Source organism: Apolloniradiicaulis salifontis, from assembly GCF_053756655.1.
Map to the genome: position 1 here is coordinate 528749 of NZ_CM132387.1, position 24236 is coordinate 552984.

The window sequence follows — 24236 nt, forward strand, 5'->3', positions numbered from 1 at the left end:
CAGGGGTATTCGACCATGGACGACACGGCCCAGCGCGCCGGCGCAGAAACGCTTTACGGCATCGCCGAGCTCGCCGCCCATCACGGCGTGACCCAGCGCACGATCCGCTTCTATGAATCCAAGGGGCTCCTGAAGCCACGCCGGGTGGGCGCCCAGCGCGTCTTCACCGAAGCCGACCGCACGCGCCTCGGCCTGATCCTGCGCGCCAAGGCCATCGGCTCCACCCTGTCGGACATCAAGACCTTCCTGGAGCTTTACGGCCAGGAGGGCGAGGGAAGGGTGCGCCAGCTGGAATTCGTCATCGACAAGACCGCGCGCGAGATCGAGGCCCTGGAGGCCAAGCGCGCCCAGATCGACACTACGCTGAAAGAGCTGCGCACTATCCATGACGGCGCCAGGGAGCGCCTGGCGCAGCGGCGGGGTTAGAGCACGTCGCAACGTGTGTCGAAATGCGGCGGAGCCTTTAGCCCAGGCGTGCGGCGGCCTGGCGGACGCTTCTGGTGGCTGCATCGACCTGATTGGAGGCGGCGGCGATATTGCTCACCGACCGGTTGACGCTGGCGACGCCTTCGGCGGCGGTGGCCATATTGCGTGAAATGTCCTGGGTGACGGCTGATTGCTCGTCCACGGCCGAGGCGATGCCGGCGGCGATTTCATCAACCCTGCCGATGACGGTGCTGATACGGGCGATGGCTTCGGTGGCGCTGGCGGACCGGCTCTGGACCGCGCCGATCTGCGCGGAGATCTCTTCGATGGCCTTGGAGGTCTGACCGGCCAGCGTTTTCACCTCGCTGGCGACGACGGCGAAGCCCTTGCCGGCTTCGCCGGCGCGGGCGGCTTCGATGGTGGCGTTCAGCGCCAGAAGATTGGTCTGGTCGGCGATGGAGTTGATCAGCTCGACCACCTTGCCGATGGCTTGCGCCGAGCCGGCCAGGGCGTCCATCAGGACGCGGGTCTCGTCCGCCTGGCCCACCGCGTCGCGGGAGACTTCCAGAGCTTCGTTCACGCGCCGGCTGATTTCCTGGAAGCTGGCGGCCAGCTCCTCGGCGCCGGCGGCGACGGCCTGCACGTTCTCGGCTGCGTCGGTGGAGGCGCCCGCCGCCTCGGTGGCTTCCTTGGACGTGCTGGCGGCGGCTTCGGCGACGGACTGGAGCTCGCGGGAGATCTCGGCCTGGACGTCTTCGCGGGCGAGGCGCTGCTTGACGGCGGCGGTGGCGTCGGTGGCCAGCTTCACGACCTTGAAGGGCTTGCCCTTCATGTCCATCACCGGGTTATAGGTGGCGCGCAGCCAGACATCCTCGCCGGATTTCAAAAGGCGCTTGAATTCGCCGGAGTGAAACTCGCCGCGGCCCAGCTTGTCCCAGAACGTCTTGTATTCGGCTGATGCGGTATAGTCCTTGTCGCAGAACATGCGGTGATGCTTGCCGACAATGTCTTCGGCCTTGTAGCCCATGAAGTCCAGAAAGGCCTGATTGGCTTTGAGGATCGTGCCGTCCATGGAAAATTCGATGACCGCCTGGGACCGGTTGATGGCGGCGATCTGGCTTTCAAAGTCGAAGCGCGCCACGCGCCGTGCGGTGATGTCCACCGCCAGCTTCATGATGCGCTCGACCTGGCCTCGGGCGTTCACGACCGGGTTATAGGTCGCCTCGATCCAGACCTCGCGTCCGCCCTTGGCGACGCGCTTGAACTCGGCTGATTTGAAACGGCCCGCGGCGAGATCGGCCCAGAAGGCGGCGTAATCGGGCGAGGCGGCGTCTTCGGGATCCACGAACATGCGGTGATGCTTGCCCACCACCTCATCTGCGCCGTAGCCGAGCGTTTTCAGGAAGTTATCGTTTGCTTTCAGGATCGTGCCGTCAGGTTTGAATTCGATGACGGCGTAGGATTTCTCAAGCGCGTCCAGGCGCGGTTCCCGGTGTCCGGTGAAAGCAAACATGGCGAATCCCCAATACTAAACTCCGGGTACCATGCTCCTGCTGTGTTAATGAATTGTTTTATAACCGCGCCGTTTCCCGGCGAGTCATCCAGCGCAGCACCGGGGCGGGCAGAACCTTCATCAGCACCAGCGCGCGGCGCATGGCGGCGCCGGTTAGAACGAAGCGTTTTTCCTGGTCCAGACCCTTGAGAATATCGCCGGCGACCTCCTCGGCGGTGGTGGCGGTGAAGCTTTCAAACGTCCGCACCCCGTCCATGCCGGCGCGGGTCTTGAACGGAGTGTCCTGAATCGCGCTGGGGCACACGGTCATCACCCGCACCGGGCTTTTCGCCATCTCCAGCTCCTGGGTCAGGGCCTCTGAATAATGCTTCACAAACGCCTTGGTGGCCGCATAGACGGCCAGATTGGGCGCCGGGGTGTAGGCGGAATTGGATGAGATGTTCACGATCACGCCGCCACCGCGATCCTCCATGGGTTTCAGGAAGATGCGGGTGAGCCCATGGAGCGCGCCGGCGTTCACCGCGATCATCTTCGCCTCCGCTTCAGCGGCGAGATCCCGGCTGGGCCCATAGACGCCGAATCCGGCGTTGTTCACCAAGAGATCCACCCCACCAAGCCCCTGCGCCCATTGCATCACGCGGGCCGGGGCGCTGGCGTCCGACAGGTCAAGGGCGAGGGTTTCAATCTCGGCCCCCGGGGTCTGCGCGCGCACCGCCTCGACCGCGGCGGCCAGCTCGGCTTCGTCCAGACTCACCCATAAAAGCCGGTAGCCGCGCGCGGCCAGACGCCGCGAGAGCGCCAGACCTATGCCGCTGGAGCCGCCGGTGATCAGGGCCGTGGCCGTCATGGCTGCTCGATCGGCTCGCTCGCCGGCGCCGGACCACCCTCAAGTTCGGTCTGCGCGTCTGACGGATCGGTTTCAGGCTCGGCGGGTCGAGTTCCCACGATGTCTTCGGGAACCGCGTAGACGTCCACCCCGTCGCGCTCCAGCCCGGAGACGTAGAGCTGGCCGTTCCAGGGCGTCGCCGTGGTGATGCCTGAGCCGCGATCATCAGGCCCCAGAAGGGTATGGACCGGCTCGCCGTCTGGGGTCACCGCCAGCGCCATGGCCGGGGTTGGCGGCAGAGTCGGCAGGCCGGCGATCTGGATCCAGCGCCAGGCGAGCCGCTTGATGAACGGGTTCGGGTATAAACCGTCCAGTTCCACGGACCGCGGCGAGGGCAGGGCGATCCAGATCAGCCGGGTTTCGGGATCAAATTCCAGATTATCGGGATAGCCGGGAAGGCCGTCGATCAGAACGCTCATATCCCCGGTTTCCGGGTCCAGACTCCAGGTCCGCCCGGCCCAGGTCTCATTGATAAAGACCTGCCCGGTCAGGGGGTTATGATCGACACCGTTGATGAAGGCGAGACCCTCGGCGAGGGTTTCATACGCACCCGGACCGGTGACGCGGTAGATCGCGCCGGTCTGCTCGCCTTCAAAGAAGCTCTCCATGTGCGCGCCATAGCCATGGCGTTTGGAGGCGTCGGTGAGGATCACCGAACCATCTGAAAGAATTGTGAGATCGTCGGTGAAGACCAGCGGCCCGCCAGCGGACTCGTCGGCCAGCCAGACCTCGAACTCCCCGCCTTCATCCATGCGTAAAAGGCCAAGCTCGGCGTCGGCGACGAACAGGGCGCCGTCCGGGGCGAAGGCGAGGCCCAGGGGCCGGCCGCCGGTCGTGGAAACTTCGCTCCACGTCCTGTCGGCGTTCATCGCCATGATCCGCCCGTCGGCGAGGCTCGCGTAGAGCCGGCCGTCCGGTCCGGGTTCGAGATCCTCGGCGCCGTGAAGCTCTTCGGCCAAGCGCGCTTCGGGTTCAAGCGTCTGATCAAACAGCGCTTCCAGAGCGGGGTCGGGCGTGCTCGGCTCGAACTTCATGGCGTTCAGCGAGCCCGGCCCATAGGCGGCGAGCGCCACGATGAGGGCCAGGGTGGCGAGGATGGCGGCGATCCATTTCATCGTGGAACACTCCCTGTCTGCGGTGGAAGCCCGGATCTATCCGGTCTGCAGCTTTTTGAAGAACTCAAATACTTTGCCATAGGGCGGCGCCACCAGGCGCGAGGGGTGCCAGACCGGCGCCTCGAACACGCCGCGCTCATGGGTGAAGGTGAGAAACCCGTACTCGCCGTGATAGGCGCCCTGTCCCGACGCGCCGACCCCGCCGAAGGGCATGTCCTCCACCGAGATGTGCAGCATGGGGATGTTCACCCCGGCGCCGCCGGAGATGGTGCGCGCCAGAAACCGCCGCGCGGTGGTCTTGGACTTGGAGTAGATGTACAGCGCCAGCGGCCGGTCGCCCTTGTTGATGTATTTGGCTGCGTCCGAGAGTCCGTCATGGCCGATCACCGGCAGGATGGGGCCGAAAATCTCCTCGGTCATCATCTTTGAGTCCCGCGGCGGATCGATCACCACGGTGGGCGGGAAGATGCGGGTGTTGCCGGCTTTCGCCTTGTCGAAATCGGCCTGCAGCACGGTGGCGCCTTGCTTTCGCACCTCCTCGACCATGTCAGTGAGGCGCGCGTGGTGGCGTTCGGAAACGATGGCGGTGTAGTCGGCGTTCTCGGCCACGTTCGGCCACATGGAATCAGCTTCGGCCATCACCGCTTCACCGAAGGCTTTTTCAGAGCCGCGCGGCGCCATGGCGTAGTCGGGCGCGATGCAGGTCTGGCCGGCGTTGAAGAACTTGCCCCAGGCGATGGATTTGGCGGCCTGGGCGAGGTCGAAATCGGGGGCGATGACCGTGGGTGACTTGCCGCCCAGCTCCAGCGTCACCGGGGTCAGATTCTTCGCCGCCGCCTGGGCCACCATGCGTCCCACCTGGGTGGAGCCGGTGTAGAGCAGGTGGTCGAAGGGCAGGTCGCAGAACGCCTTGGCGACATCGGGTCCGCCCTCGATCACCGCCACATGATCCTCGGCGAACAGCTCGGCGAGGGTTTCCTTCAGGAGCCTCGACGTGGCGGGCGTGAATTCGCTGGGCTTGATCATCACCCGGCAGCCGGCGGCGAGCGCGGCCACCAGCGGCGCCAGCGCCAGCTGCATGGGATAGTTCCAGGGCGCGACGATCCCCACCACGCCCTTGGGCTCGCGGCGCACATAGGCGGTCCCCGGCGCAAGGGTCATGGGCACGGGCTTTTTCTTCGCCGACGCCCAGCGCACCAGGTGCTGGCGCGCGTGCTTGGCGGTGGCGATGACGAAGCCGGACTCGCCCACGGCGGTCTCGGCGCTGGACCGGCGGCCGAAATCGGCGTCGATGGCGCGCGCGAAATCATCGCCGCGCGCCTTGACCATGGCCTCGATCTTTTTCAGATCGGTCTTGCGATCCTCGATGGTGCGATGGCGCTCGTCTTCAAACGCCTCTTTCTGGGCGCGAAAGACCTTGGCCATGCGCGCCTGTTCGCCGGAGATTTCGTGAGCGATGGTTTCGGCGGTCATGATGACCTCCCTGGCTAAGCGCCGGCGGTCAGGCCGACAGGATCATGTCGGCCGCCCGCGTGGCGACCATGATGGTGGGCGCGTTGGTGTTGCCGCCGACGATGCGCGGCATCACCGAGGCGTCCACCACGCGCAAGGCTTTAACGCCGCGCACCCGGCACTGGGCGTCGGTGACGGCGAGCTCGCCGGTTCCCATCGCGCAGGTGGAGGTGGGATGGTAGAGCGTCTCGGCCCGCTTGCGCACCTCGTCTTCGAGCTCAGCGCGCGTGGCGCCGGGATCGGCGGGCAGCTGGAGGTCCTTGAACTCTCCGTCGAAGGCGTCCGACATCAAGATGTCGCGGCTGATCTCCAGACAGTCGGTCATCACCGCCACGTCTTCTTCGTCATCGAGATAGTTGGGGTCGATCGCGATCAGATCGCGCGGATCGGCGCTGGCCAGGGTGAGCCGGCCCCGGCTCTTGGGATAGAGATGGCAGGCGTGCAGGCTGACCCCGTGGCCCATCAGCGTCTCCATGCCGTGGGGGCTGGCGAGCGCCGGGATGAAGACCAGCTGGATGTCGGGTAAATCCTTCGCGCGGCTTGATTTCACAAAGCCGCAGCCCTGCACCGGATTGACGGTGAAGCCGCCCGTTCCCGTGGCGGCCCATTGCAGCACGTCGCGGGCGGTGGCCGGGAATTTCCTCATGGAATAGCCGATGGAGGTCGGCTTCTTCGTGCCGGCCCGCGCCAGAATATCCAGATGATCCTGCAGGTTTTCACCCACGCCCGGCAGATCCACCTCGACGGCGATGCCGTGCTCGCGAAGGTGATCAGCCGGACCGATCCCGGACAGCATCAGCACATGGGGCGAGTTCAATGCGCCGCCCGACAGGATCACCTCCTTGCGGGCGATCACCTGCTGGACCTCGCCGTCGATCTCGATCTCGACGCCAGCAGCGCGGCCGTCCTCGATCATGACTTTCAGGACCAGGGCGCCGGTGACCACGGTGAGGTTGGGGCGCTGCATGGCGGGTTTCAAAAAGGCGTCGGCGGCCGAACAGCGCTTGCCGCCCTTCTGGGTCACCTGATAGACGCCGAACCCTTCCTGGCTGGCGCCGTTATGGTCGGGATTTTCCGGGATCTGGCGGCGCCGGCAGGCCTCCCAGTACATCTCGGTGAGCTGATTGACCGGGGCGATGTCCTTGACGTTTAAAGGACCGCCCTGGCCGTGCCAGGGCTCGCCATGGTTCTCGTTGTTCTCCACCCGCTTGAACGCTTCCAGCGCGGTCTCGCCCGACCAGCCTTGCGCCCCGTAGGTCTCGCCCCACTCATCGTAGTTTTCCAGCGCGCCGCGCATATAGTGCATGGCGTTGATGGAGGAGGAGCCGCCGAGCGTCTTGCCGCGCGGCCAGAACAGCTTGCGATCGTTCAGGTTCTTCTGCGCTTGCGTCCAGTAGTTCCAGTTGATCTTCGGGTCCGTGATCGTGAACTGCAGAAGCATCGGGGTCTTGATATTGGTCTTGTCGTCCTTGCCCCCGGCTTCCAGCACGCAGACCTGATGGTCGCCGCTTTCGCTGAGCCGGTCGGCCAGCACGCAGCCCGCCGACCCGGCGCCGACGATGACATAGTCGAAGGCGTCACTCATTGGCCGCCGCCTTCTCCAGCGTCGTCCTGGCGCGCGTCTGCTTCGGCGGAGCCGTCATCGGCGGGCGCGCCCCCGGCCTGGCGGGCCAGGATCGCGTCGCGGATCTCCAGCGCCACCGCTTCAAAGCGGGCCTCGATGGGCGAGACGTGCTCGGCCACCGCACGGAACACCGCAAAGGCTTCCCCGGAAATCTCGCCCCAGGTCTCATCGCCGGCGTTCTGGGCGATCACCACGCCGCGAAGCGCGTCCACCCAGACATACTGGCCGTAGACCCCGGCGGCGAAATACTCGCCGTTATACCCTTCAGGCACCCAGAAATGCAGGGCGTAGCCGCGCCCGCCATAGGCGGTCTCGCCCGGCTCCTGGAAGGGTGCGTTGGGGATGGTGGCGCTTTCAACCCAGCCTTCGGGCAGAAGCCGTTCGCCGTTCCAGACGCCGTCGAGCCGGTAAAGCTCGCCCAGGCGCGCAAAGTCCGGCGTGGTGGCCTGAAGGCAGCAATAGCCGATGGCCTGGCCGTCTTCGCCGGGCCGGTTCTGCAGCCAGCTGGCGTCATGGGTCATGCCCAGCGGACCCCAGAGCTTGTCCTCCACGATCGCCGCGAGATCGTCGTCATAAACCCCGCGCACCACCGCAGACAGCACATGGGAATTCGGGCTGGTATAGTGCAGGTCCTGACCCGGTTCGCGATCCCGGACGATCTCGCCGACCATCTCGTCCACATCGCGGCGCATGATGAAGGCGTTGAAGAAGAGCGGGCGCACATCGCTTTCGCGGTCGGGCGAATATTCTTCCTGAAAGTCCATGCCGGCGCTCATCATCAAAAGATGGCGCAGGCTTGTGTCGCCATAGTCCGAGCCTTCGTATTGCGGCGCGTATTTCGACGCCGGATCATCCAGGCTGTCGATCAGGCCTTCGTGCAGCGCCTGGGCGATCAGGGTCGCCACGAAGCTTTTCGCCACCGACCAGCTGGTGTGGGTGGTGTCCGGCCCGGCGCCTTGAAAATACGCCTCGTTCACCAGGACGCCGTCTTTAAGCACCGCAAACCCGGTGACGTCGCCGCGGGCGAAATACTCGTCCAGCGAGCGCACCTGTCCGTCATAGAGATAGCTCTCCGGCAGGCTCGCCTCGCCCAGCGGAAACGGGGCGGGCGCACTGGCCGCGATGGGCGCGGAGGGCAGGATCTCCGCCATGCGCTGGAAGGTCTGCGGATACTCCGCCGGATCGTCCAGCGCGGTGATGCGCGCCGGCGAATAATCCGACCAGGGCCGGTAATACCAGCCGGCTGCGGCCAGAACGACGATCAGGGCCAGGACCAGCGCCCCGGCTGCAATGCGCTTGAACACACGCGCCTCCCCTTCAAGCGTCCGCCATCTCAGTCGCGGCGGATCATTGGGGATAGTGAACACCTTTCACGCAGCGAACGGAAGGTGCTTGGGCGCAGGCGCCTACTCGCCGGCGGGGCTGATCCGCAGCACCTTGCCGTCCTCGGCGTCGTCGGTGAGCACGTAGAGCGCGCCGTCCGGGCCTTCGGCGACCTGGCGGATGCGCGCCTCGAGCTCTGTGAGCAAGCGTTCTTCGCCGATCACCGCGCCGTCTTCGTCCAGCTGGATACGGTGCAGCGCCTGACCGGCGAGGGCGGTGATGAAGAGATCGCCCCTCCAGCCTTCAAACAGGGCGCCGGAATACCAGGCCATGCCGCCCGGCGCGATGGAGGGGACCCAGACGCGGCGCGGCGCCTCGAACCCGTCATGGCTGGTGATCGGCGAGATGCGCGCGCCGTTATAGTCGATGCCGTCCGTGGCGATGGGCCAGCCATAATTGGCGCCGGGAACGATCACGTTCAGCTCGTCGCCGCCCTGGGGGCCGTGCTCATGCTCCCAGAGAAGCTGGCGCTGGGGATCCCAGGCGATTCCTTGAACATTGCGGTGGCCGTAGGACAGCACAAAGGCGGCCGGGCCTTCCTCCAGGGCGAAGGGATTGTCGGCCGGGATGGAGCCGTCGGGATTGAATCGCACAATGGTCCCCAGATGGTTCTGCCGGATCTGGGCCTGCTCTCTATAGGCGAAGGCGTCGCCCAGGGTCAGGACGATGGTGCTGTCGGGCAGAAAAATCATGCGGCCGCCAAAATGGCTGGACGTGTCGCGCAAGGGATCGGCGGTGAAGACCCGCGCCCCGTCCACCAGCGCGCCGTCTTCCAGGCGCGCGCGCCAGACCTCGGTGGTGTTGGCGTCCGCCTCGCCCGTTGAATAGCTGAGATAGACCATGTTGCTGGCTGCAAAATCCGGTGCGGCGACCACGTCCAGCAGCCCGCCCTGACCCTCGGCGTACACTTGAGGGACCCCGGCGATGGGGGTCTCGTCCAGCACGCCGCCGGCGATCAGGCGCAGGGCGCCGGAGCGCTCGGTCACCAGAACGTCGCCGCCGGGCAGAAATTCGATGTCCCAGGGATGGACCAGCCCGCCAGCGATCTCCTCCACAGAGTAGAGGTCGGCGGCCATCGCCGGTGCGGGCTCCTGCATCTCCTGCGCGGTGCAGGCGCAAAGCGCCAGGGCCCCGGCCGCCGCGGCGAGCCGCATCATCGCTGTCGTGCGCGTCATCATCCCACCCTTGACCAATCTTGCGCGCGCCCTTGCGCCGGCGCGCCGCTGAGGCATTCTAGGAGTATCAGGCGCGCGCGGCCAAGCGCGCGGGGAAAAAATCCGCGCCTCTCCGCGCCCTCACGTGCGGAATGCGCGCGCCGCTGCAGACCGGGAGATCGTACGCCATGGGATTTGTCAGGGTTGTCGGAGGCTATGTGGCGGCGGTCATCGCGCTGGGCTTTGCGGCCACGGTTTTGTCCAGCGTCATGGTTCTTGGAATGCTGGAGGCTGTGGGCGCAGAGATCAGCGCAGGCCAGGCGATGAGCCAGATCGGTGATGATCTCGCCGGATTCGCTCCGCTCTATTCGGCGCTGATCGCGCTGGCGCTGGGGATAGCCTTCATCGCCGCGGCGCTTGTGACGCGGGTGTTGCGCCCGTTGCGCGCAATCGTGTTCGCCGTGGCTGGAGCTGTGGCCATGGGCGTGATGCTGACGCTGATGGAGCAGGTCTTCTTCGGCGTGCAGCTGGTGGCCGGCGCGCGCACCACCGCAGGCTTTCTGGCCCAGGTGGGCGCCGGCGCCGCCGCGGGCCTGATCTACGCCATGCTGACGCCTGGCCCCAAGCGCTCCTGATCTCTTCAGGCGTTCAAACAAACCAGGCGCCGGCATGAGCCGGCGCCCGGTCTTTGTTGTGAGCTCGGCTTGACGCCCGACTAGCGTCCGGCGGTGCGGCGCGCGGGCGCTCCGGGGTGCAGCGTGCCGCTGACGGACGCCATGGGGCGTGCTTCGCGGCGGTCGTAATCCACATCGCGGTGGGGATCATCGCCCTGGGGCGCGTGGCGTACTCGCATGCCCGAGCCCGACGGCGTCGTTGACGGCGCGGCGCCGTGACGGCTCGGCGCCGGCGGGCGAGCGTCGGGATGTCCCGGGATCTCGATGGCGGCGCAATCGACCAGGCGCCATTCAAAGCGCTCGCCCGAGACCAGCTCGTGACGGGCCACGCTCTGGGTGCGGCGCTCGGAAACCCGGCGGTTCACGCCGCCTTCCTGGGCGAGGACGTGGATGGTGTAGTCGGCGTGCTGGGCCGGGATCGGGATTTCCTCAACCGTGGCCGCCTGCACCAGGACTTCACGCGAGATCGTCTCGAACTGCGGATCCACAGCGACTTCGCGAATCTGGGCGGGCGCGGTCAGCACGGTGCGGTGGATGGTCTCGTAGACCGCAGGCTCCTCGACCAGGCACCAGATCTCGCCGGTTTCCGGGTCGTGGCGCACCTGACGCGCGCCTTCGGTATAGCCGCGGCGCCAGACCATGCGCGCCTCGCGCACCAGCACGCGCTCGGGCACGGTGCGGGTCTGGGCCTCGGTGACTTCGTAGCGCACATAGGCCGGGCGCACCTGAACCTGCTCGGTCACGGTCTCGTAGACCGGCTCGGTGACGCGGTAGCGCAGGCCCGCCTCGCGCGCCACATAGCGGCGCGACTGGCTTTCCAGGCGCGGATCGGTGACGTCGAAGATCTCGTATTCGTCGGCGACGACGATGGTCTGCATCACCGTCTCGTACTGCGCGTCGATGCGCACGAACTGATAGCACTGGCCGATTTCGGCGTTCGGCAGATTCACCGGCGCCTGAATCGGATGCGGAGTCTGGGCGGCCGCAGCGCCGCCAACGATGAAGGACAGGCAGACGGAGCCCGCCAGCACGGATCGAAACATATTGATTTCCCCCCAAGGTGAGCCTGATGACGGCGCGCCGTCATGGGGCGCGGCGTCGTCGGCTCAATCACGAACGGCGGCCCCTCGGCGCGCCGGACGATGACCATTCAGCACATTTCATGGTTTGTTAAGGGTTAACCGGCGCGCGCGTAAAATTTTTTCGGACTTCTCGAACCCTGTGTTCAAAACGCAACGGTTAACTGTCCGGATACAAAGCCTGCATGACAAGGAGGGGAAATGCGGCATAAGGTCTGCATTGAGCGGACAATCCCAGCCGATACAGAGCTGAGCCGCCATTACATAATTCAGGGGGAGGAAGCCCGAATGAATCGCTCTTTTAAAGCAGCCGCACTCGGTGCGACGGCGCTGGCCGCCGGCGTCGTGACCGCCGGCGCCTACGCACAGTCGGCTGATATCATCACCGTCACCGCGCAAAAGCGCGAGCAGACGCTGCAGGAAGTGCCGATCGCGGTCACCGTGGTTTCGACTGAAACCATCGAGAACGCTCAGATCGTCGATGCGCTCGACCTTCAGTCGGTCGTACCGTCCCTGAGGGTCAGCCAGCTTGAGCGCAGCTCGAACACGACCTTCATCATCCGCGGCCAGGGCAACGGGGCGAACAACCCCGGCATCGAGCCGTCTGTGGCCGTCTATATCGACGGCGTGTTCCGGCCGCGTGCGGGCTCGGCCCTGTCCGACCTCATGGGAATTGAGCGGATCGAGGTTCTGCGCGGGCCTCAATCGACCCTGTTCGGCAAGAACGCCACGTCCGGGGTGGTCAGCATCATCACTGAAGAGCCCAGTTTCGAATTCGGCGCTGAAATTGGGGCGACGATCGGTAATTACAACCAGCGCATCGTGAACGGCTCGGTGACCGGGCCGATCTCGGAAAACATGGCGTTCTCACTATCGGGAAGCCGCAATACGCGCGACGGGTATTATGAAAATGTCGGAACGGGCGGCGACTTCAACGATCGTGATCGCTGGGCGGTTCGCGGTCAGTTCCTCTTCCTGCCGACCGATAATCTTCAGCTTCGCCTGATCGCAGACTATGACGAGATGGACGAGCAGTGCTGCGGCACAGACCGTGTGGTTGACGGCCCGACCGGCGGCGTGATCCGCAACCTGCTGGGCGGTCAGACATCGGCAGGCGCCGGGTTCAACTATCAGATCGCGTCCGATTTCGAGAATGTGAACCGGATTGAAAACTCCGGCGTGTCGCTTCAGGCCGACTGGACGCTGAACGACACCATGACGCTGAGCTCGATCACCGCCTATCGCAACTATGACGACTTTGTCGATTATGAAGGCGACTTCACAACCCTCAGCCTGCTTGGCGAAAACGTTCGCGGGCTGGATGTGGGAACCTTCACCCAGGAATTCCGCCTGAGCGGGGACTGGAACAACCGCGCTTTCTACGTGCTCGGCGCCTTCTTCTCCAACGAGGATATGGAAGTCACCGACTCCCGCATCTATGGGGCCGACGCGCGGGCCTATGTCGATCTGCTGACCGCGTCCGGAACCATCACGATCGCGCCGGGCGTCGTCATTCCTGATGCGTCGACCAGCGCCATCACGGGGCTTGAAATGGCGACCGGCTTCCCGGCTGGCTCCTTCTACGCCAACGGCGGCGGAACGCGCTTCACCGCCGATCAGACCGACCGGCAGATGCAGATTTTCGGTCAGGTCGACTTTGATCTCACCGAACGGCTGACCCTGACCGCGGGCCTGGCTTATTTCCAGAGCGAGAAAGAGGTCGACTTCACCAACGTGGTGCGCACGAACCCGTTCTCTGACCTGAACCTGGTCGCGATCGGCGAATCGCTTGTGCTTGCCGGCCTGGTTGGCGCAAACCCGCTTTTCACCGGCACGAACCCGCAAGATCCGGCACAGGTCGGCGCGTTCGCGGCGGCGAACCCGGCGGTGTTTGCAGCGCTCCAGGCTGCGGCCGCGAGCGCCTCTACGACCTTCCCCAGCAGCGGGGCTGCACTGTCCAACCCGCTGCTGACCCTGTTCGAGCAGGGCCTGCAGCCGCTTGGCGCGCTGACGCCCTTCCCGAACTCGGTCGAGGACGGCGAAACCAGCGACTCCGACTGGCCGTACACGCTTCGGCTGGCCTATGACGCGACGGACAATTTTAACGTCTACGCCTCGTTCTCTCGCGGCTTCAAGGCGTCGTCCTGGAACCTGACCCCGGACACCCGTCCGAATTCGGCCGATATCGCAGCCCTGCGCGCCTCCGGCGAACTCGCCGCCGACAACGCGCTTGGCGCTCCGACCATCGTCAACACCGCCGAGGCTCTGGGCGTGGCCGGCAACCAGCGTTTCGCGCGTCCGGAAATCACCGAGACCTTCGAAATCGGTGTGAAGGGCCAGTTCAACTGGGGCTTCGTCAACGTCGCCTATTTCGACCAGACCATCGAGGACTTCCAGTCCTCGGTGTTCCAGGGCGCGGGTTTCGCGGTCACCAACGCCGGTGAGCAAAGCGCTAACGGTCTGGAGTTCGACGCCTCGTTCAACCCGTCCGCCATTCCGGGCCTGACCTTCAATCTGTCGGGCATCTGGATGAACGCTCAGTTTGAAGACTATCCGGGCGCCGCCGTCGTACGCGGCAGCCCGGAAGACGTGGCGGACGGCGTGGCCGACGGCCGCGGCGATCTTTCAGGCGCCGACGTTGAAGGGGTGCCGGAGTTCGCGGGCTCGTTCGGCTTCCAGTATGCGCGTGATGTAAGCCTTGGCGAAGCCTTCATCCGGGCCGACTATCAGTACGCCTCCGAGACAGGTCTTGGAAACAGCCTGCCGGCCACGCTGACCCGTGAGGTCGGCACGCTCAACGCCTCGGTCGGCCTCAATCTCAACAATGATGTCGACATCCTGGTTTGGGCGCGCAACCTGAACGAGGACGAGTATTACACGGCGGGCTTCCCGACGACGCTCCAGGCCGGGTCGACTTCGGCCTACGCCAACCAGCCTCGCACCTACGGCCTCACCGTGCGCGCCCGCTTCTAAAGCCGGTCGCAAAGCGTGTATTGAGACGGCGCCGGGAGCGATCCCGGCGCCGTTTTCATGTCCGGCGGTGCGATCACCACGCCGCTCCTGCCGCACCTTCCCGTCACCGGCCGCGGCGCGGGCGCCTTGCATCGGCCATTTGAACGGCGTTCACTGCAGCCATGACCGAGATCCTCACCCTCATCCTCATCCTCGGCGCCTCGGCGATATCGGTCGGCCTGATCGTTGTCCTGAACGTGTTTCTTGGCGGCTGGACGCCGGCGCGCTTCGCCCATGCCGGCGAAGGCGTTCGGCGAATCGAAGAGGGCGTGCTGGGCTTTTCCGCCTCCCATGAGGCGGTGATGGGGCGCGGAGGCCGGGTGGTTCTGGCGCTTGAACAGGGCGGCGCCCGGCTGGGCGTGGCGGCCACATCGGGCGACCGGGCCACGGTGCGCGCCCTGAGACCGGGCGAGGTGCGCGCGGTGCGCCTTGACGGCGCCACGCTGACGCTCGATCTCACCGACTACACCTTTCCGCGCGTCTGGCTGACCCTGGACGACGCCGGCGCTGCATCCGCCTGGGCCGAGCACGCCCGGGCCTTCGTCAAGACCGCGCCGGAAACGGCGCGACCGGAGACCGCGAGCCATGCCTGATCTGCCCAATCCGATCTATTTTGCGATTCCCGCCTTCGTGCTGCTCATCGTGGCGGAAATGATCCATGCGCGTCTGACGGGAAAGACCCAGTATGAGCCGCGCGACACCGCCGCCAGCCTGATCATGGGCCTTGGAAACACCGTGTCCGGCATTCTGCTGGGCGGAATCGCGCTGGCCTGGTTCGCCTATATCGAACAGTTCGCGCTTCTGGATATCGGCTGGGCGTGGTGGGCGTTCGCGCTCGCCTTCGTGCTGGATGATTTCGTGTATTACTGGAGCCACCGCTTCGCCCATACGGTGCGCTGGTGGTGGGCGGACCATGTGATCCACCATTCAAGCCAGCACTACAATCTCTCCACAGCGCTGCGCCAGCCCTGGCTCAGCCCGCTGTCGCTGAAATTCATCATTTTCGGATCGTGGCTGGTCCTGGCCGGCTTCCCGCCGGCCATGGTGGCCTTCGTGGGCGCGCTGAACCTGATCTATCAATTCTGGATCCACACAGAAGCCGTGCCCAAGATGTGGGCGCCCATCGAGGCGGTGATGAACACGCCCAGCCATCACCGGGTCCATCACGCCACCAATCCGCGCTATCTCGATCGCAACTTCGCCGGCGTCTTCATTATCTGGGACCGCATGTTCGGCTCGTTTGAACCGGAGCGCGAGGACGAACCGTGCCGCTATGGCATCGTGCGCAATCTGGCCACGTTCAATCCGATCAAGATTTGCCTGCATGAATGGGCGGGCATCTTCAAGGATGTGGCCTCGGCCAGATCGCCGGGAGAAGCGCTCGGCTACTGGTTTGGCCCGCCGGGCTGGTCGCCGGACGGGTCGCGCGACAGCTCAAAGGTCCTCAAAGCACGCTGGATAGAAAACCGCCAGGCCGAGGCGGGCGAGGCCGAAGCCCCGCAACGCGCCGCGGCGGCCGAATAACCCCCCGGCCAGGCCCAGGGGGCTGAAGCGACGCTATTGCTTGTCGATCCACGCGCTCACTTCGCGTTCGGCGTCTTCCTTGGACTTGCCGTAACGCTGCTGGATCTTGCCCACCAGCTTGTCGCGATCGCCTTCGGCGGTCTGCACGTCGTCATCGGTGAGCTTGCCCCAGTGGCGCTTGGCCTCGCCCTGAAGCTCTTTCCATTTGCCTTTGATCTGATCGGCGTTCATCTGCGTCTCCTTGTTAAAGCTGCAAGGAGATAAGCCGCCGCGGGCGGCTTTGTTCCGGCGCCTAGAGCAGGGCGCCTGCAATCCCGTCAAAGATGAACTGGGCGGCCAGCGCCGCCAGGATGACGCCGAGAATGCGGGTGATCATCGCCGCCAGCGTGTCGCCGATGAGGCGCATCAGCGTGCCCACGGTCAAAAACAGGATCAGGCAGACCAGAAGATTGGCGCCCATGCCGGCGAACACCAGGACCTGGCCGATGGGGCTGCCTGCGGCCTCGCTCATGAACAGCATGATGGAGGCGATGGCGCCGGGGCCCGCCAGCATGGGGATGGCCATGGGGAAGACGGAGATGTCCTCATGGGTGCCGGGCGTCGTCTCGTCGGCCTCGTTCAGCGCCTCGGCGCGCTCCTCCCGGCGCTTTGACCGGGTCTCGAAGATCATGTCCAGCGCCAGCAGGAACAGAAGAACGCCGCCCGCTGCGCGGAACGCGTCCAGGCTCACATGGAGCGCCCCCAGCAGCCATTCGCCGCCGAACGCGAAGCCGAACAGCACAACGGTCGCGATCAGCACCGACTTGATCGCCATCTTGCGCTTGTGCGCGCTGTCGGAGCCTTCTGTGAGGCTGGCGAAAATGGGGGCCACACCGATCGGATCGATCACCACGAAGAAGGTGACGAGCGAGGCGGTGAGCAGAGAATAGTCGATGGCGTCCATGGAAGGCCCCCAGGGTCGAAATGTGCATGTCAGGCCCGCATAACACCGGTGCGCCGCCTTGGCGAGGCTGCGCAAGGGGGCGCCGGATATGCGAAAGCGGGGGCGCCGAGGGTGGCGCTCTACGGCGCCGGGCTGGTGTCGGGCTCAATCTGGAAGGCCAGCAGCAGCGTGCGCTGGGCGGCGTTGAAATTATCATCCGACATCAAGAGCAGAAGCGGCGCGCCGTCCACCTCAGCAAACGCGGCGGCCTCGATATTGTCCACCGTCATGTCCGGGCCGATTTCGGCCAGGCGTTCCGGCTGCAGCGGTGCGCTCGCCGCCGCTTCCATCTGCGCGGCTGAGAGGCGGGACACATGGATGGTGTTGCCGGCGTCGCGTGACCAGAAGCGCTCCACCAGATAGAGCGCGCCATCCGGCCCGAACGTCATGGCGGTGAGGCCGAAGCCCGGCTCGATCGCCAGAAACAGGGCGCGCGGCGGGGCGGCCGGGGCGGCCAGATCATAGACCCAGAGCGTGTGCGGCTGGCCCGACACGATGGGGTCCTCCACTCCGGCGTAGAGCCTCGTTCCGTCAATGGCCAGCGCCTCGATCCCGGCGTTATTGCGCAGCCGGTCGGCGCCGGGCGGGGCGGGAAACGGCGTCTCCACCGCGGTCTCGATCCCGCTCCAGTCGGCTCCCAGTTCAAAAACGGCGATGCGGTGATCGCGCTCGAAGCTCACGGCGTAACGGCCGTCCCCCAGCGAGGCGAGCCCTTCAGCGTCCGCGCGCGTGCCCGACAGCGCCGCGCCGTCCGGGCCCAGCAGCGGGGTTATCACCACCTGATCAAGACCCGACGGGGCGCCGTCCTGATAGCTCAGGCGCGCCCGCAAGAAGGCGCCGCTGTCAGAAAGCGCCAGCAGGTGTTCGCCGTCCGCGCTGAGCTCCAGGGCCGACCAGCCGCCGAAGGCCGGGTGGGCGCTGGTGAGCTCCAGCCCGCCGGCGTAGCGCAAGCCGCCAAGGCGTGTGCGGCCGGGATCATCGGGGAAGAGCGCCACACTGGACGCCTCCACCACGGTGTCGCGGGGTCCGGCTCCCGCGCCGCAGGCTGCGGTGATCAGCGCGGCGAGGCCGGTCAGGACAGCCAGTCGAAGGCGTGCGGGCATGGCGGGCTCTCCCCCCTTTGAGCGCGCCTAGAACTTGTCGCGGCGCAGGACGTCCACATCGTCCATGTAAACAATGCCCGAATACTCCTTGAAGTACCGGCTGGCCACCGTCTCGGCGATGCGTTCGGCGGCGGCGCGGTCGGCGACGATCACCTCGATGCGCACGATGGTGAAGCCCTGGGCGACGCCGGGGCGGTCGCTTCCGTGCAGGCCGTGGGCGCCTTTGCCGGCGCCCTCCACCACGGTGTAGCCCTTGGCGCCTTCCGCCTCGACGATGGCGATGACCTTGTCGCGTAGCAGCTTCTCCACGACGAGGACGATCTTGGTGGCTTTATGAAACAGGGTCATGGCTTGAGCCTTCTACTCCTGGAGCGATTTCGGTCGAGTCTGATCGACCAATGTCGCTCCAGGTCTTTGATTTGCCGCCTTTTCGAACCGCGAAACCGGTCCCCGTTTTCGCTGAAAAGGCTCTAGACGTCGAATACGAGCTGGGCGAGGGCGACGAAGAGCGGGATGCCGATCGCCACCGCCACCGGCGTGCCGACACTGGTCGACGCGCCGATATAGGCGGAAGGATTCGCGCCTGGAATGCCGGCGCGCAAGGTGGGCGGGCCGGAAATATCCGAGCTTGATCCCGCCATCACCGCCAGCAGCACCACCCCGCCCGGGCTGAAGCCGGTGAGGACGTGGGCCACATAGCCCAGCCCGAAGGCCGCCAGACCGTGCACCAGCGGCGAGATCACCGCATAGGTGGCGTACCAGTGGGCGACCTTGGCCAGCTCTGACAGGCGCGCCCAGGCCTCCATCCCGAGGATCAGCATGAGGATCGACAGAAGGCCGCGGAACAGAGGATCGTAGAAGCTCTCCACCACGCTGCCCGGCCGGGTGAACAGGCCCAGCGCCATGCCCAGAAGCAGCGCCGAGATCGCCGAGCCGCGCAGGCTGTCAATGATAATGGCCTTGATGTCGGCTTTCGCCCCGTCCCCGCCGTCGCGGCGCTGGCGGGCGATCCCGGCCAGGATGATGGCGGCGAGAAGCGCGGGCAGGTCCATGAAGGGGTAGAGCGCCGGCGCCCAGGCCTCAAATGGAATGCCCTCCTCGTCCAGCACCACCATGGCCGCGGCCAGGGTGGAGGCCGACACCGCGCCGAACAGGCCGGCGGTGGCGTAGCCGTCATCGGCCTTCAGCTTGGGCAGCCGGGTCAGCACGACGGCGCCGATCACCACCGCGCCGACGCCCAGCACAACCGCGAACAGGGCCGGCAACAGCATGCTGACCAGATCCGCCTCGCGGATCTCCATGCCGGCTTCCAGCCCGATGGTGATCAGCAGCATGAAGACGATGAAGCGGTAGATCGAATCAGGAATGGTCAGATTGCTGCCCAGCGCCGCGATCACCACGCCGCCGATGAGAAAGGCGAGGGTGGGCTGTTGCAGCTGGGATAAAAACGTGGCGGCGAAGTCGAGCAGGACGTCCATGGGGGCTCCGGCGATCAAGCGTTTGATGACGGCCGGACGCTAGCGGCGAAAATCATTAGATAAATTACATTGTTTGGATGCTATTATTCCATTTAATAGAATGAGGGCCGCGCCATGATGAATTACAAGCACTTGCGTTATTTCCGCGCCGTCGCCCATGAGGGCCGCCTGACCCGGGCCGCCGAGCGGCTGAACCTCTCCCAGTCGGCTCTGTCCACCCAGATCCGCCAGCTGGAGGCCCAGCTGGGCCATGCCTTGTTTGAACGGCGCGGCCGTACGCTGGCGCTCACCGAGGCGGGGCGGGTGGCGCTGGACTACGCCGACGCGATCTTCACCACGGGCGAGGAGCTGGAGGCGACGCTCAAAGGCGGGGCGGGCGCGGCGCGCCGGTCACTGCGGGTGGGCGCGCTTGCGACCCTGTCGCGCAACTTCCAGACAGACCTACTGACACCGCTCCTGGCCGAGGGCGCGGTGGAGGTGCATCTGCGCTCCGGCTCGCTGCCGGAATTGATGGAGGAGCTGGCCGCGCACAATCTCGATCTGGTGCTCGCCAACCAGGCGCCGCTGCGCGATTCCGGCAGCACCTTCACCGTGCACCGCCTGGCCGAGCAGCCGGTGAGCCTCATCGGCGCGCCGGCGCGTGTGGGCGAGGAACACGATGTGGAGACGCTTCTGAAGACCCATCCGCTGATCCTGCCTTCGCGCAGAAGCGGCGTGCGCTCCAGCTTCGACGCGCTGGCGGTGCGCCTGGGCCTGACGCCTGAGATCGCGGCGGAGGTGGACGATATGGCGATGCTGCGCCTTCTGGCGCGCAATGACGCCGGGCTCGCCGTGGCGCCGCCCATCGTGGTGCGCGACGAGCTGGCGAGCGGGCGGCTTGTGGAGGCGGCCAAGCTTCCGGGTATCGCCGAGACGTTCTATGCGATCACGCTGGAGCGACGCTTTCCCAATCCGCTGGTGAGGCAGATTTTGTCGCGCGAGCTGGCCTGACGCTTCGGCGCGTCTAGCGTTTCGCGGTGCTCGTCGCCCGCTTCAGCGCCGAAAGGCCCGGTCCGCCGCGTCCGCGATCCTGATCGCCGCCGCGGCCCCGCCGGCGCTTTTTCGGCTTGGTGTCGAACAGATCTGCGAGCTGGTCGGTCATGGCGCCGGCCAGCTGCTCCACGTCCACGATGGTCACGGCCTTCTTGTAATAGCGCGTCACGTCGTGGCCGATGCCGATGGCCAGAAGCTCCACGTCGGATTTGCCTTCGATCATGGCGATGGTCTCGCGCAGGTGCTTTTCCAGATAGGAAGACGAGTTGGCCGACTGGGTGCCGTCATCCACCGGCGCGCCGTCGCTGATCACCATCAGGATCCGGCGCTGCTCGGGGCGGGCGCTCAGGCGCTTGTGCGCCCAGAGCAGGGCCTCGCCGTCGATGTTTTCCTTCAACAGGCCGTCCCGCAGCATCAGGCCCAGATTGGGCCGCGAGCGCCGCCAGGGCGCGTCGGCGTTCTTGTAGACGATATGGCGCAGATCATTGAGGCGGCCGGGATTCGGCGGCTTGCCCTGCTCAAGCCAGGCCTCCTTGGAGCGCCCGCCCTTCCAGGCCTTGGTGGTGAAGCCCAGGATCTCGGTCTTCACCCCTGAGCGCTCCAGGGTGCGCGCGAGAATATCCGCGCAGGCCGCCGCCACCAGGATCGGACGTCCGCGCATGGAGCCTGAATTGTCCAGCAGCAGCGTCACCACCGTGTCGCGAAACTCCATGTCCTGCTCTTGCTTGAACGAGAGCGGCTGCATGGGGTCCAGGACCACGCGCGGCAGGCGGGCCGGGTCCAGCACGCCTTCTTCCAGATCAAAGGCCCAGCTTCGCTGCTGTTTGGCCATGAGCTTTCTCTGAAGCCGGTTGGCCAGGCGGCCCACCGCGCTTTCAAGGCCCTTGAGGTGTTGGTCCAGATTGCGGCGCAGGCGCGTCAGCTCCTCCTCGTCGCACAGATCGCTGGCCTGGATCACCTCGTCATACTTGGTGGTGAAGACCTTGTAGGCGGCGGCGTCCTCACCTTGCGGCGCGACCCAGTTGGGGCGCGCGGCCTCCATGGATTCGCCCGGCTCGTCGTCGGCTTCGATGCGCGTTCCGCTGTCCTCGGCGTAGTGGATGTCCTCAGTGTCGGCGGCGGTGCCCTTGGCGTCGGCGGGCTCATCGTCATCGCCGGACTCAGGATCCTGATCACCGGGGTCCTCGCCGGCCTGGGGCTCCTGCTCGACGCCGCTATCGTCCTCGCTCTCGTCTTCGGTGTCGTCTTCCTCCACCTCGCCAAGCTCGTCGGAGAGGTCGAGATCGCGGATCACCTGACGCAGCGCCTGGGCGAACTGCTTCTGGTCCCCCGCCGCATCGGCGAGGGCGTCCAGCGCGCCGCCGGCGGCCGCTTCCAGATCCTCGCGCCAGACCTTCATCAGGCCCTTGGCGTCATCGGGCGCCGCGCGTCCGGAGATGCGCTCGCGCACCAGCATGGAGACCGCCTCGGCCAGCGGCGCGGCCTGGCGGTCCTCGGCGTGATTCCAGCCCTGGCGCCGGCACTTGTCGATCAGCGCCGCATCCAGATTCTCGGCGACGCCGCGCATGGCCCGCGCGCCCAGCCCCTCGCAGCGCGCCTGTTCGGCGGCGTCGAAGATCTTGCGGGCGGTGTCGCCCGGCGGAAGGGTCTGCTGGTGCGCCTTGCTGTCATGAAGCGCAAAGCGCAGCGCCAGCGCGTCGGCCCGGCCGCGCGCCTTGGAGGCTTCATCAAGGGTGAGCTTTTCCGGCGGGTTGGGCAGCACGACGCCGCCGCGCGCAATGGCGGCCTTGTCGCCTCCATACTTCACCTCCAGCTCGCGCTCCCTGGACAGGGCGCGGGTGGTGGTGGCGAGGGCGCGGCGGAATTGCTCGGCGGGGCTCTGATCGGTCATGGATGCATAGATAGCCCCGGCGAGGCTCGTTGCGAACCCGCAAGTCTGCAGAGCGTGCTGGAATTCTCGACAAACTTAGTCAAGTGGACTAAGCTAAGTCATATGAAAGTCGTCACCATCCACGAAGCCAAGACCCATCTGTCGCGCCTCTTGCGTGAGGTGGAAGCGGGCGAGACGATCATTATCGCGCGCGGCAAGACCGAAATTGCACGGCTGGCGGGGATCGGGTCTGAGGCGCGCCCGAAAACCGGGGCCGACGCGTACGGCGCGTGGGCGCATCTCGGTGCGTGGACCGAGGAGGCTGAGCGCATCCTCATGGAGCCGGCCTATACCGAGCAGGAATGGGACACCTTCCTTCAGGAGCCGGACTTTGAGGACGCGAAGCGCTGACCGTCCTTATCGACACGCAGGCGGCCGCCTGGTTTTTGATCCCCAACCCGCGCATGAGCCGGCGTGCACGCGCACACATGCGCGCCGCGACGGGGCTCCTCGTCTCAATGGCGTCTATTTGGGAAGCCAACATCAAGCGCGGCAAGCACGGCGATCTGCGCGTCGGTCCGCTCGCGCCCTTGCTGGACGAGATCAGGGCGTCCGGACTGCCCGAGCCGTTCCAGATCCTACCGGTCGAGCTCGACGATTGTTACGCGGTTCGCGATCTTTCAAATGCGCACGGCGATCCGTTCGACCGGATGATCGCGGCGCAGGCCATGCGGCGCGGTCTGCCGGTGGTCAGCGCCGATCCAGTGTTCGACGCCTATGGGTGCGAGCGGATCTGGTGACGCTCGCCGGGCGCCCTTAGGCCGCCTGGCCGGGTTTCACCGGGCTTTCGGGCAGGTTCTCGCCGAACACGCGCTGATACATCTCCGCCACGACGGGGCGTTCCAGCTCGTCGCACTTGTTGAGGAAGGTGAGGCGGAAGGAAATTCCCACATCGCCGAAAATCTGGGTGTTTTCCGCCCAGGTCAGCACGGTGCGCGGGCTCATCACAGTGGACAGATCGCCGTTGATGAAAGCTTCGCGCGTCATGTCGGCCACATTGACCATGTCGGAAATGGATTTCTTGCCGGCGTCGGATTTGCCGAACTCGCCCAGCTTTGCGCCGACGATCTCGCGCTCGGTCTCGGCCGGCAGATAGTTCAGCGTGGAGACGATGGACCAGCGGTCCATCTGGCCCTGGTTGATCTGCTGGGTGCCGTGATAGAGGCCCGTCGTATCGCCCAGGCCCACCGTGTTGGTGGTGGCGAAGAGGCGGAAATTGGGGTTCGGCTTGATCACCCGGTTCTGGTCCAGCAGGGTCAGGGAGCCGGAGGCTTCCAGCACGCGCTGGATGACGAACATCACGTCGGGCCGGCCGGCGTCGTATTCGTCAAACAGGAGCGCCACCGGGCGCTGCACCGACCAGGGCAGGATGCCTTCCTGAAACTCGGTGACCTGCTTGCCGTCTTTGAGAACGATCTGGTCCTTGCCCACCATGTCGATGCGGCTCACATGGCTGTCCAGATTGACCCGGATCATGGGCCAGTTCAGCCGCGCGGCGACCTGCTCCACATGGGTGGACTTGCCCGTGCCGTGATAGCCCTGGATCATCACCCGGCGATTGAAGGCGAAGCCGGCCAGGATCGCCCGCGTGGTGGCCGGATCGAAGACATAGGTCTCGTCGATCTCGGGCGCATGGCTGTCGCGCGTGGAGAAGGCCGGAACCTTGAAGCCGGGATCAAAGCCGAACAGGGCCTGGCAATCGGCCTCGGTGTCAGGGGTCAGGGCGGTCAGCGCGTCGTCAGTCATGTCGCCTCGAAATGGTCTGGTCATTAAAAGGGCCGCGAAGTGCGGCCCGCTATTTGCTCATAC

At 65.8% G+C, this 24236-nt stretch carries 23 protein-coding genes; 8 read left to right on the forward strand and 15 right to left on the reverse strand.

Annotation, left to right across the window (positions count from 1 at the left end; genetic code table 11):
- Window positions 1–15: 15 nt before the first annotated feature.
- On the forward strand, window positions 16–426 hold the full coding sequence (locus ACWCOP_RS02495) for a MerR family transcriptional regulator (protein ID WP_478249646.1): 411 nt from the start codon (window positions 16–18) through the stop codon (window positions 424–426).
- Between the two features lie 37 nt (window positions 427–463).
- Here the strand turns inward: ACWCOP_RS02495 and ACWCOP_RS02500 are convergent, their stop codons facing one another.
- The 7 genes from ACWCOP_RS02500 to ACWCOP_RS02530 form a co-directional block, all read right to left on the reverse strand.
- Complete coding sequence (locus tag ACWCOP_RS02500; RefSeq protein ID WP_478249647.1) at window positions 464–1939, reverse strand: methyl-accepting chemotaxis protein; 1476 nt, start codon at window positions 1937–1939, stop codon at window positions 464–466.
- Window positions 1940–1997: 58 nt separating this feature from the next.
- Window positions 1998–2786, reverse strand: coding sequence for an SDR family NAD(P)-dependent oxidoreductase (locus ACWCOP_RS02505; RefSeq protein WP_478249648.1), 789 nt, complete (start codon window positions 2784–2786; stop codon window positions 1998–2000).
- Complete coding sequence (locus tag ACWCOP_RS02510; RefSeq protein WP_478249650.1) at window positions 2783–3940, reverse strand: SMP-30/gluconolactonase/LRE family protein; 1158 nt, start codon at window positions 3938–3940, stop codon at window positions 2783–2785. The genes ACWCOP_RS02505 and ACWCOP_RS02510 overlap by 4 nt, the downstream gene beginning before the upstream one ends.
- Before the next feature lie 36 nt (window positions 3941–3976).
- A complete protein-coding gene (locus ACWCOP_RS02515) occupies window positions 3977–5413 on the reverse strand; it encodes a coniferyl aldehyde dehydrogenase (protein ID WP_478249651.1) in 1437 nt (478 codons plus the stop codon).
- Between the two features lie 28 nt (window positions 5414–5441).
- Window positions 5442–7037, reverse strand: a complete 1596-nt coding sequence (locus ACWCOP_RS02520; RefSeq protein WP_478249653.1) for a GMC family oxidoreductase — start codon at window positions 7035–7037, stop codon at window positions 5442–5444.
- Window positions 7034–8380, reverse strand: coding sequence for a serine hydrolase domain-containing protein (locus ACWCOP_RS02525; protein ID WP_478249655.1), 1347 nt, complete (start codon window positions 8378–8380; stop codon window positions 7034–7036). Before ACWCOP_RS02525 ends, ACWCOP_RS02520 begins: the two co-directional genes overlap by 4 nt.
- A gap of 102 nt (window positions 8381–8482) precedes the next feature.
- Complete coding sequence (locus ACWCOP_RS02530) at window positions 8483–9634, reverse strand: PQQ-dependent sugar dehydrogenase (protein ID WP_478249657.1); 1152 nt, start codon at window positions 9632–9634, stop codon at window positions 8483–8485.
- A gap of 167 nt (window positions 9635–9801) precedes the next feature.
- Between ACWCOP_RS02530 and ACWCOP_RS02535 the strand changes: the two genes are divergently transcribed.
- Entirely contained in the window at window positions 9802–10248 is a 447-nt protein-coding gene (locus tag ACWCOP_RS02535; RefSeq protein WP_478249658.1) for a hypothetical protein, read from the forward strand.
- Between the two features lie 80 nt (window positions 10249–10328).
- Here ACWCOP_RS02535 and ACWCOP_RS02540 read toward each other — a convergent pair whose 3' ends face one another.
- A complete protein-coding gene (locus ACWCOP_RS02540) occupies window positions 10329–11330 on the reverse strand; it encodes a hypothetical protein (protein ID WP_478249659.1) in 1002 nt (333 codons plus the stop codon).
- Between the two features lie 324 nt (window positions 11331–11654).
- Here ACWCOP_RS02540 and ACWCOP_RS02545 point away from each other — a divergent pair, with 324 nt between their 5' ends.
- From ACWCOP_RS02545 to ACWCOP_RS02555, 3 genes are all read left to right on the forward strand, one after another.
- On the forward strand, window positions 11655–14339 hold the full coding sequence (locus ACWCOP_RS02545) for a TonB-dependent receptor (protein ID WP_478249660.1): 2685 nt from the start codon (window positions 11655–11657) through the stop codon (window positions 14337–14339).
- 161 nt (window positions 14340–14500) lie between these two features.
- Window positions 14501–14971, forward strand: a complete 471-nt coding sequence (locus ACWCOP_RS02550; RefSeq protein WP_478249661.1) for a hypothetical protein — start codon at window positions 14501–14503, stop codon at window positions 14969–14971.
- A complete protein-coding gene (locus ACWCOP_RS02555) occupies window positions 14964–15902 on the forward strand; it encodes a sterol desaturase family protein (RefSeq protein WP_478249662.1) in 939 nt (312 codons plus the stop codon). The genes ACWCOP_RS02550 and ACWCOP_RS02555 overlap by 8 nt, the downstream gene beginning before the upstream one ends.
- Window positions 15903–15935: 33 nt before the next feature.
- On the opposite strand, the gene ACWCOP_RS02560 is transcribed toward ACWCOP_RS02555, so the two are convergent.
- The 5 genes from ACWCOP_RS02560 to ACWCOP_RS02580 all read right to left on the reverse strand — a co-directional run bounded on the left by ACWCOP_RS02560 (window position 15936) and on the right by ACWCOP_RS02580 (window position 19465).
- The gene (locus ACWCOP_RS02560) at window positions 15936–16133 is read right to left on the reverse strand and encodes a CsbD family protein (RefSeq protein ID WP_478249663.1); all 198 of its coding nucleotides are present in this window, start codon (window positions 16131–16133) and stop codon (window positions 15936–15938) included.
- Window positions 16134–16194: 61 nt separating this feature from the next.
- Complete coding sequence (locus ACWCOP_RS02565) at window positions 16195–16845, reverse strand: MarC family protein (RefSeq protein WP_478249664.1); 651 nt, start codon at window positions 16843–16845, stop codon at window positions 16195–16197.
- A 119-nt stretch (window positions 16846–16964) separates the two neighbouring features.
- A complete protein-coding gene (locus ACWCOP_RS02570; RefSeq protein WP_478249665.1) occupies window positions 16965–17987 on the reverse strand; it encodes an esterase-like activity of phytase family protein in 1023 nt (340 codons plus the stop codon).
- A gap of 27 nt (window positions 17988–18014) precedes the next feature.
- Complete coding sequence (locus tag ACWCOP_RS02575; RefSeq protein WP_478249667.1) at window positions 18015–18335, reverse strand: P-II family nitrogen regulator; 321 nt, start codon at window positions 18333–18335, stop codon at window positions 18015–18017.
- 122 nt (window positions 18336–18457) lie between these two features.
- Complete coding sequence (locus ACWCOP_RS02580) at window positions 18458–19465, reverse strand: sodium-dependent bicarbonate transport family permease (protein WP_478249668.1); 1008 nt, start codon at window positions 19463–19465, stop codon at window positions 18458–18460.
- A gap of 114 nt (window positions 19466–19579) precedes the next feature.
- On the opposite strand from ACWCOP_RS02580, the gene ACWCOP_RS02585 reads away from it, so the two are divergent.
- Window positions 19580–20455, forward strand: coding sequence for a LysR family transcriptional regulator (locus tag ACWCOP_RS02585; protein WP_478249669.1), 876 nt, complete (start codon window positions 19580–19582; stop codon window positions 20453–20455).
- A gap of 13 nt (window positions 20456–20468) precedes the next feature.
- Here the strand turns inward: ACWCOP_RS02585 and cobT are convergent, their stop codons facing one another.
- The gene (cobT, locus tag ACWCOP_RS02590) at window positions 20469–22388 is read right to left on the reverse strand and encodes a cobaltochelatase subunit CobT (protein ID WP_478249670.1); all 1920 of its coding nucleotides are present in this window, start codon (window positions 22386–22388) and stop codon (window positions 20469–20471) included.
- A 102-nt stretch (window positions 22389–22490) separates the two neighbouring features.
- Between cobT and ACWCOP_RS02595 the strand changes: the two genes are divergently transcribed.
- Both ACWCOP_RS02595 and ACWCOP_RS02600 read left to right on the forward strand, forming a co-directional pair.
- Window positions 22491–22778, forward strand: a complete 288-nt coding sequence (locus ACWCOP_RS02595) for a type II toxin-antitoxin system Phd/YefM family antitoxin (RefSeq protein WP_478249671.1) — start codon at window positions 22491–22493, stop codon at window positions 22776–22778.
- A 53-nt stretch (window positions 22779–22831) separates the two neighbouring features.
- Complete coding sequence (locus ACWCOP_RS02600) at window positions 22832–23167, forward strand: type II toxin-antitoxin system VapC family toxin (RefSeq protein ID WP_478249672.1); 336 nt, start codon at window positions 22832–22834, stop codon at window positions 23165–23167.
- 16 nt (window positions 23168–23183) lie between these two features.
- On the opposite strand, the gene cobS is transcribed toward ACWCOP_RS02600, so the two are convergent.
- Entirely contained in the window at window positions 23184–24173 is a 990-nt protein-coding gene (cobS, locus tag ACWCOP_RS02605; RefSeq protein WP_478249673.1) for a cobaltochelatase subunit CobS, read from the reverse strand.
- Window positions 24174–24236: the final 63 nt, after the last annotated feature.

Coding starts and splice junctions, on each gene's coding strand:
- ACWCOP_RS02495 (WP_478249646.1), top strand. CDS start 16: ATGGACGACACGGCCCAGCGCGCCGGCGCAGAAACGCTTTACGGCATC.
- cobS (WP_478249673.1), bottom strand. CDS start 24,173: ATGACTGACGACGCGCTGACCGCCCTGACCCCTGACACCGAGGCCGAT.
- ACWCOP_RS02570 (WP_478249665.1), bottom strand. CDS start 17,987: ATGCCCGCACGCCTTCGACTGGCTGTCCTGACCGGCCTCGCCGCGCTG.
- ACWCOP_RS02600 (WP_478249672.1), top strand. CDS start 22,832: ATGAGCCGGCGTGCACGCGCACACATGCGCGCCGCGACGGGGCTCCTC.
- ACWCOP_RS02540 (WP_478249659.1), bottom strand. CDS start 11,330: ATGTTTCGATCCGTGCTGGCGGGCTCCGTCTGCCTGTCCTTCATCGTT.
- ACWCOP_RS02520 (WP_478249653.1), bottom strand. CDS start 7,037: ATGAGTGACGCCTTCGACTATGTCATCGTCGGCGCCGGGTCGGCGGGC.
- ACWCOP_RS02565 (WP_478249664.1), bottom strand. CDS start 16,845: ATGGACGCCATCGACTATTCTCTGCTCACCGCCTCGCTCGTCACCTTC.
- ACWCOP_RS02510 (WP_478249650.1), bottom strand. CDS start 3,940: ATGAAATGGATCGCCGCCATCCTCGCCACCCTGGCCCTCATCGTGGCG.
- cobT (WP_478249670.1), bottom strand. CDS start 22,388: ATGACCGATCAGAGCCCCGCCGAGCAATTCCGCCGCGCCCTCGCCACC.
- ACWCOP_RS02585 (WP_478249669.1), top strand. CDS start 19,580: ATGATGAATTACAAGCACTTGCGTTATTTCCGCGCCGTCGCCCATGAG.
- ACWCOP_RS02515 (WP_478249651.1), bottom strand. CDS start 5,413: ATGACCGCCGAAACCATCGCTCACGAAATCTCCGGCGAACAGGCGCGC.
- ACWCOP_RS02580 (WP_478249668.1), bottom strand. CDS start 19,465: ATGGACGTCCTGCTCGACTTCGCCGCCACGTTTTTATCCCAGCTGCAA.
- ACWCOP_RS02535 (WP_478249658.1), top strand. CDS start 9,802: ATGGGATTTGTCAGGGTTGTCGGAGGCTATGTGGCGGCGGTCATCGCG.
- ACWCOP_RS02500 (WP_478249647.1), bottom strand. CDS start 1,939: ATGTTTGCTTTCACCGGACACCGGGAACCGCGCCTGGACGCGCTTGAG.
- ACWCOP_RS02505 (WP_478249648.1), bottom strand. CDS start 2,786: ATGACGGCCACGGCCCTGATCACCGGCGGCTCCAGCGGCATAGGTCTG.
- ACWCOP_RS02595 (WP_478249671.1), top strand. CDS start 22,491: ATGAAAGTCGTCACCATCCACGAAGCCAAGACCCATCTGTCGCGCCTC.
- ACWCOP_RS02555 (WP_478249662.1), top strand. CDS start 14,964: ATGCCTGATCTGCCCAATCCGATCTATTTTGCGATTCCCGCCTTCGTG.
- ACWCOP_RS02550 (WP_478249661.1), top strand. CDS start 14,501: ATGACCGAGATCCTCACCCTCATCCTCATCCTCGGCGCCTCGGCGATA.
- ACWCOP_RS02545 (WP_478249660.1), top strand. CDS start 11,655: ATGAATCGCTCTTTTAAAGCAGCCGCACTCGGTGCGACGGCGCTGGCC.
- ACWCOP_RS02575 (WP_478249667.1), bottom strand. CDS start 18,335: ATGACCCTGTTTCATAAAGCCACCAAGATCGTCCTCGTCGTGGAGAAG.
- ACWCOP_RS02530 (WP_478249657.1), bottom strand. CDS start 9,634: ATGACGCGCACGACAGCGATGATGCGGCTCGCCGCGGCGGCCGGGGCC.
- ACWCOP_RS02560 (WP_478249663.1), bottom strand. CDS start 16,133: ATGAACGCCGATCAGATCAAAGGCAAATGGAAAGAGCTTCAGGGCGAG.